The sequence below is a fragment of the uncultured Gordonia sp. genome (assembly GCF_937858515.1).
Classification (GTDB): Bacteria; Actinomycetota; Actinomycetes; order Mycobacteriales; family Mycobacteriaceae; genus Gordonia.
The window spans coordinates 1-4,729 of record NZ_CALLZT010000064.1 but is presented as its reverse complement, the minus strand read 5'-3'; the positions used below and the strand labels follow the sequence as shown (position 1 = coordinate 4,729).

Below are 4,729 nucleotides of genomic sequence, written 5' to 3'. Positions count from 1 at the left end.
TGGTCACGATCGGGCCCGAGGCCACCATCAGCGCCAGCATCGACGTCGACGGCGAGTTCGGTTCGTGCACGTGCAGGACGTCGAACTCGTTGTCGGCGATCCACCGCCGCAGCCGCATGTACCCCCGCGGGCTGAAGTTGACCCGGGAAACCGACCCGTTGTACGGGATCGCCAGGGCGGGCCCGACGGACACCACGTAGTCGGGCAGATCGGTGGTGTCGGCGGCCGGTGCCAGGACGCTGACCTCGTGCCCGCGCCGGCCGAACACCTCGGCCAGTTCCACCACATGCGCCTGCACTCCTCCGGGGACATCGAAGGAGTACGGGCAGATCATTCCGATCTTCACCGCCGGATCAGGCCCCTTCGATCCGGGCGCGACGGTGCTCGGACCAGTCGGCCTCCCACAGCGGCTGCAGCATGTGCCAGTCGGTGGGATGGGCGGCGATGTTGCGTGCGTAGGCGTCGGCAAGCAACTGGGTGGTGGCCTCCACCCCGCCCGAGGTGTCGATGGCCGGGCCGCACCGCAGTTGGGAGGTCGCGCCGTCGCCGAACCAGTGGTGGGCCACCTTGAGCGCCGCACCGGTGTCGATCGCGAGCCGGGCCGGACCGGCGGGCATCCGTGTCTTCTCGCCGAAGAACTCCACCTCGACCCCGTGTTTGGCGAGGTCTCGTTCGCCGAGCAGGCAGATGATGCCGCCCGCCCGGAGTCGCTCGGCAAGCACGGTGAACGGGGGCTGTTCGCCGCCCGAGAGCGGGAAGATCTCGAAGCCGAGGGATTCGCGGTAGTCGACGAATCGCCGGAACAGTGACTCGGGTTTGAGGCGTTCGGCAACCGTCGCGAACTGGCCGTAGTGCTGAACCAGCCACACCCCGGCCATGTCCCAGTTACCCGAATGCGGCAGGGCGATGACAATGCCCTTGCCGCGGGCGTGGGCCTGCGCGAGGTCGGCCCGATCGTCGGCGGGCAAGGTGACCGAGGCGGCGGCCTGCGCAGGATCCATCGACGGCAGCCGGAATGCCTCGTACCAGTACCGGGCGTAGGAGCGGACCGCCGCCTCGACGGTGTCGTCGGGTACCTGTGCGGGTGCGACGCCGAGGACGCGGGCCAGGTTGCGCCGCAGCTGGTCGGGTCCGCCGCCGCGCCGGCCGGCCCACGCCCCACCCCTGTCGAACAGGTTCCGGGCCAGCGAGTCGGGAGCGTGACGGACGGCCGACCAGCCCAGTCCGTAGCCGAGGTCGGCGAGGCGCTCGGAGATCGACGTCATGAGGTGGTCTTCGGATCGTCACCTTCGGACTCGTCCGGCCCGTCGTCCTTGGTGACGATCGGGATCAACTCCCGCGCACCGGGCGACGATGCGATCGAATGCATCCGCTGGATGACGGTGATGACACTGCCGGCCGCGAGCAACCACATGGCGACGTGAATGGCCCACCAGATCCCAAGACCGGTGAAACCGGAACCGACGAGCACGATGATGAGTCGGTCGGGCCGTTCGATCAGGCCGCCGTCGCCGTACAGGCCCGAAGCCTCGGCCCGTGCCTTCGCGTACGAGATGACCTGCGAGGTGACCAGGCAGATCAGGGTGGCCACGAACAGCAACTGGTGCGGTTGCTGCACCATGCACCACCAGGCCAGGCCGGCGAAGATCGCGCCGTCGGCGATGCGGTCGCACGTGGCGTCGAGGACCGCCCCGAATCGGGTACCGCCGCCGCGGGCGCGGGCCATCGCACCGTCGAGCATGTCGAACATGACGAACAGCCAGATGACCAGCGTTCCGGCGAACAGGTAGCCCATCGGGAACAGCGTCAGCGCGGCGGCGATCGTCGCGACGGTCCCCAGGACCGTCATGATGTCGGGGGTCAGTCCGGTGGCCAGCAGGGCCTTGCCGATGGGTGCGGTGACCTTCGACACCGACGCCCGGCCCAGGATGCTCAGCATCAGTCCGTCCCCGCCTCGGTGCCGGGCCACAGTTCGCGCCACTTGTCGGCCAGCAGCGCACGGGTATCACGCAGCAATTGCGGAATGACCTTGGCGTCGCCGACGACGGTGATGAAGTTCGCGTCCCCGACCCAGCGCGGCACGATGTGCTGATGCAGGTGCTCGGCCAGCGAGCCGCCCGCGGCATAGCCCAGGTTCAGCCCCACGTTGAACGCGTTGGGGTTGGAGACCGCCTTGATGGTGCGAATGGTGTGCTGGGTGAACGTCATCAGCTCCGACGACTCGGCCGGGGTCAGGTCTTCGAGGTCGGCAACCTGCCGGTACGGCACCACCATCGTGTGCCCGGCGTTGTACGGGTACAGGTTGAGCACCGCGTACACCCATTGACCACGGGCCAGGATCAGGCCCTCCTCGTCCGACATCGTCGGGATGTCGAGGAACGGATGACCCGACGACTTGGTCGATGAGCGCGGTTCGGCGGTGATATAGGTCAACCGGTGCGGGGTCCACAGCCGCTGCAACCGGTCGTCGTCGCCGGTACCGACATCCCGGATCTCACCGGGTGACCCGGTCACGGGGTCGCCGCCTCGGCTGTTGCGGCAGAGTCGTCGAACAGCGCGGCGGTCGGTGATTCGTTGCGGCGCGAGGCGACCCAGTCGATGATCCGTGCGACGGCCAGGTCGACGGGTACGCCGTTGACCTGGGTGCCGTCGCGGAACCGGAAGCTGACCGCTCCGGCCTCGACGTCGCGTTCTCCGGCGAGCAGCATGAACGGCACCTTACCCGTGGTGTGGGTGCGGATCTTCTTCTGCATCCGATCATCGGAGAAGTCGACCTCGGCGCGCACGTCGTGTGCCTTGAGCTGCCCGATGACACCGGCGAGGTGGTCGGCGAATGCCTCGGCGACCGGGATGCCGACGACCTGGACCGGCGACAGCCATGCCGGGAATGCACCCGCGTAGTGTTCGGTGAGCACACCGAAGAATCGCTCGATGGACCCGAACAGCGCCCGGTGGATCATCACCGGGCGGTGTTTGGCGCCGTCGTTGCCCGTGTAGTCGAGTTCGAAGCGGTCCGGCAGCATCAGGTCGACCTGGATGGTCGACATCTGCCAGGTGCGCCCGATCGCGTCCTTGGCCTGCACCGAGATCTTGGGTGCATAGAACGCCGCACCCCCCGGGTCGTCGACGAGGTCCAGACCGAAGCTCGACGCCGCCTCCCGCAGCACCTCGGTGGCCTCCTCCCACGCCTGGTCCGAGCCGATCGACTTGTCGGGGTTGCGGGTGGACAGTTCGAGGTAGAAGTCATCGAGACCGTAGTCGCGGAGCAGATCCAGCACGAACTGCAGCAGCGAGCGCACCTCCTCACCCATCTGTTCGCGGGTGCAGTAGATGTGGGCGTCGTCCTGGGTGAAGCCGCGTGCCCGGGTGAGTCCGTGCACCACGCCCGACTTCTCGTACCGGTAGACCGTGCCGAATTCGAACAGCCGCAGCGGCAACTCGCGATAGGAGCGGCCACGGGAACGGAAGATCAGATTGTGCATCGGGCAGTTCATCGGCTTGAGGTAGTAGTCGATGGCCGGCCGGCGCAGCGTGCCGTCGGAGTCGCGTTCCTCGTCGAGCTGCATCGGCGGGTACATGCCGTCGGCGTACCAGTCCAGATGCCCGGACAGTTTGAATAGATCACCCTTGGTGGCGTGCGGGGTGTAGACGAACTCGTATCCGGCCTGCGCGTGCCGCAGTCGGGAATAGTCTTCGAGCTCCTTGCGGATGATGCCGCCCTTGGGATGGAAGACGGGCAGGCCCGAACCGATCTCGTCGGGGAAGCTGAACAGGTCCAGTTCGGTGCCGAGCCGACGGTGATCGCGCTTCTCGGCCTCGGCGAGACGATCGAGGTAGATGTTCTGGGCCTCGACCGATTCCCAGGCGGTACCGTACACGCGCTGCAGACCTGCGTTGGCCTGATCGCCCCGCCAGTAGGCGGCCGAGCTGCGGGTCAGTTTGAACGCGGCGATGTACTTGGTGGTGGGCACGTGCGGGCCGCGGCACAGGTCACACCACTGCCGCTCGCCGGTGCGCGGGTTGAGGTTGTCATAGACGGTGAGTTCGGCTCCGCCGACCTCCATAACCTCCGCGTCGTCGGCGGCGCCCTTGTCGTCGATCAGTTCGAGCTTGTACGGCTCGGCGGCCAGTTCGGCGCGCGCCTCGTCCTTGGAGGCGTAGACGCGGCGGGAGAAGCGTTGCCCCGACTTGATGATCTGCTTCATCTTCCTCTCCAAGGTCACCAGATCCTCGGGGGTGAAGGGTTCGGCGACGTCGAAGTCGTAGTAGAAGCCGTCGGTGATGGGCGGTCCGATGCCGAGGCGGGCGTCGGGAAACACGTCCTGCACGGCCTGAGCCAGGACGTGGGCGCACGAATGGCGGATCACCTTGCGGCCGTCGTCGGTGTTCGCGGCAACCGGCTCGACGTTGATGTCGATCTCCGGTGCCCACGACAGATCCTTCAGGTTGCCCTCCGGATCTCGGACGACGACCACCGCCTCAGGGCCCCTGTTGGGCAGGTCGTGCTCGCGGAGCGCGGTACCCGCGGTGGTCCCAGCCGGCACACGGATCGTGGTGGGGCTGGTCACCAGAACATCATCGGGCACGGCGGATTCTCCTCGATCAGGGAAACGGCGGGTTTACCCCGTGATCGTATCGTGGCGGGGGTGTTTGCCCGCCCCCCCCCCCCCCCCGCCCCCGGCCCCCCGGTTCCCCGACAACCCAACTCCCACATTTTTCTTTTTTTTCC

At 67.3% G+C, this 4,729-nt stretch carries 5 protein-coding genes; all 5 read right to left on the bottom strand.

The annotated features are described in order from the left end of the window. A partial coding sequence (locus tag Q0627_RS05685; RefSeq protein WP_298808276.1) for a glycosyltransferase family 4 protein occupies positions 1-346 on the bottom strand: 346 nt, incomplete at its 3' end. Positions 347-353: 7 nt separating this feature from the next. Then, a complete protein-coding gene (locus tag Q0627_RS05680) occupies positions 354-1,265 on the bottom strand; it encodes a phosphatidylinositol mannoside acyltransferase (RefSeq protein ID WP_291014283.1) in 912 nt (303 codons plus the stop codon). After that, complete coding sequence (gene pgsA, locus Q0627_RS05675) at positions 1,262-1,939, bottom strand: phosphatidylinositol phosphate synthase (protein WP_291014281.1); 678 nt, start codon at positions 1,937-1,939, stop codon at positions 1,262-1,264. The genes Q0627_RS05680 and pgsA overlap by 4 nt, the downstream gene beginning before the upstream one ends. Then, positions 1,939-2,514, bottom strand: a complete 576-nt coding sequence (locus Q0627_RS05670) for an HIT domain-containing protein (RefSeq protein WP_291014279.1) — start codon at positions 2,512-2,514, stop codon at positions 1,939-1,941. Before Q0627_RS05670 ends, pgsA begins: the two co-directional genes overlap by 1 nt. Continuing rightward, the gene (thrS, locus tag Q0627_RS05665) at positions 2,511-4,586 is read right to left on the bottom strand and encodes a threonine--tRNA ligase (RefSeq protein ID WP_291014277.1); all 2,076 of its coding nucleotides are present in this window, start codon (positions 4,584-4,586) and stop codon (positions 2,511-2,513) included. Before thrS ends, Q0627_RS05670 begins: the two co-directional genes overlap by 4 nt. Between the last annotated feature and the right edge of the window lie 143 nt (positions 4,587-4,729).

Excerpts from the sequence above, each read along its gene's own strand:
- Q0627_RS05680 (WP_291014283.1), bottom strand. The coding sequence starts at position 1,265 with ATGACGTCGATCTCCGAGCGCCTCGCCGACCTCGGCTACGGACTGGGC.
- pgsA (WP_291014281.1), bottom strand. The coding sequence starts at position 1,939 with ATGCTGAGCATCCTGGGCCGGGCGTCGGTGTCGAAGGTCACCGCACCC.